This window comes from Campylobacter sp. BCW_4338, from assembly GCF_001763255.1.
Classification (GTDB): Bacteria; Campylobacterota; Campylobacteria; order Campylobacterales; family Campylobacteraceae; genus Campylobacter_D; species Campylobacter_D jejuni.
In genome coordinates this window covers 1-1,326 of record NZ_MJYJ01000049.1, presented here as the reverse complement: position 1 = coordinate 1,326, position 1,326 = coordinate 1, and the positions used below count along the sequence as shown (strand labels likewise).

Genomic DNA, 1,326 nt, shown 5'->3' with positions numbered 1-1,326 from the left:
ATGAAATACAAGGAGCTAGTATAAGTGGATGTTTAAATCCTCCAGTAGCTGGAGGACCTTGTACTAAAGTTGCTTTGGTATTTCCTTATACTTATTCAAAGCATAAAATCAATAATAAATATTCCGTTTATCAAATGGGCTTAATAGGAGTAAGTAATAAAGGCTATCCTGTACTTTCTATACCTAAAGGCAATAAGATTAAATTTGCTTTAGCTAAAATACAAGCTAGTCCTCTTGCTAAGATTAAGTATGATAGGATAAGATGGCAAGGGATAGGAGATGATAACAAACAATCATCAATTCAAACCCATCATATTGCCACTGATAAGAATAAAAGATTTACTAAAGAATTTCAAAAAATAACAAAAAAATATAGCTTGGAATTAGATGGAGATTGGAATAAAGTTAAAATGCCACATCGCGGAAGACATCCTAATGAATATCATGAATATATTCTTGAAAAAATGAGTAAAATTGATAAAATAGCAAGAGGAGATAAGAATAAATTCTTAAAAGAATTTGAAAAACTAAAAGAAGAAGTCAAAAATAATCCTGCTATACTTCATAAAGATTACTATAAGGAGAGAAAATAATGAAATATTATAAAATGATGTATAACTATAATCATAATGATGTGGATAATTGGTACTCTTGTGATCTTGTAGATATAAAAAATAATGATGAATATGCACTTTTAGAATCCAAACCTATCACAAATTGGCAAACACCTAGTTTTAAAATAGACAAAAATGAAGGAGACATATTAACTGATCTTATACACAATGACTGTGGTTGGCGTATAGTCTCTCCTAAATTTATAAATTTAATGCAAGATTTAATCAAAGATTGTGTGCAATATTTGGATGTAGAAATTAAAAGTCAGGAAATAAATTATTATGATTGTAAAATTATGCATGTAATAAAATCACTTGAAGCTTTAGATTATGAACATTCTGTATATACTTATATGGGTGATAATAATGAATATTTAAGTATTACTAAAGCTGTTTTAAAAAAATCAAAACTTGATGGAAGTCATATATTTAGAATTAAAGATGATGAAATACCTGTTTTTGTATCAAGTGAATTTAAAAAAATAGTAAGAGAAAACAATTTATTAGGTTTTAGTTTTAGTGAAGTTATGGTATATTAAAATTAATAAACATATAAAAATATTACAATTATAAATTATATAAACTTATTAGGTTTTATCAAACAAATACCATAATAAAGGATAAAAAATGACAAGAGAACAAGCAGAATTAATTATAGAAGAAGAAAAGTTGATTGATACAGATTGGTATCCTTCTTATAAACATTCAGGAG

At 26.0% G+C, this 1,326-nt stretch carries 2 protein-coding genes; both read left to right on the top strand.

Annotated elements, in window-relative coordinates; all coding sequences use genetic code 11:
- Positions 1-593 (top strand): AHH domain-containing protein (locus AJN69_RS10360; protein ID WP_261663829.1); only part of this gene is annotated, 593 nt, incomplete at its 5' end.
- Positions 593-1,153, top strand: coding sequence for an imm11 family protein (locus tag AJN69_RS05430; protein ID WP_070287980.1), 561 nt, complete (start codon positions 593-595; stop codon positions 1,151-1,153). The genes AJN69_RS10360 and AJN69_RS05430, both read left to right, overlap by 1 nt.
- Positions 1,154-1,326 lie beyond the last annotated feature (173 nt).

Bases quoted from the DNA above. Each gene is read 5' to 3' on its own strand.
- AJN69_RS05430 (WP_070287980.1), top strand. From the start codon at position 593: ATGAAATATTATAAAATGATGTATAACTATAATCATAATGATGTGGAT.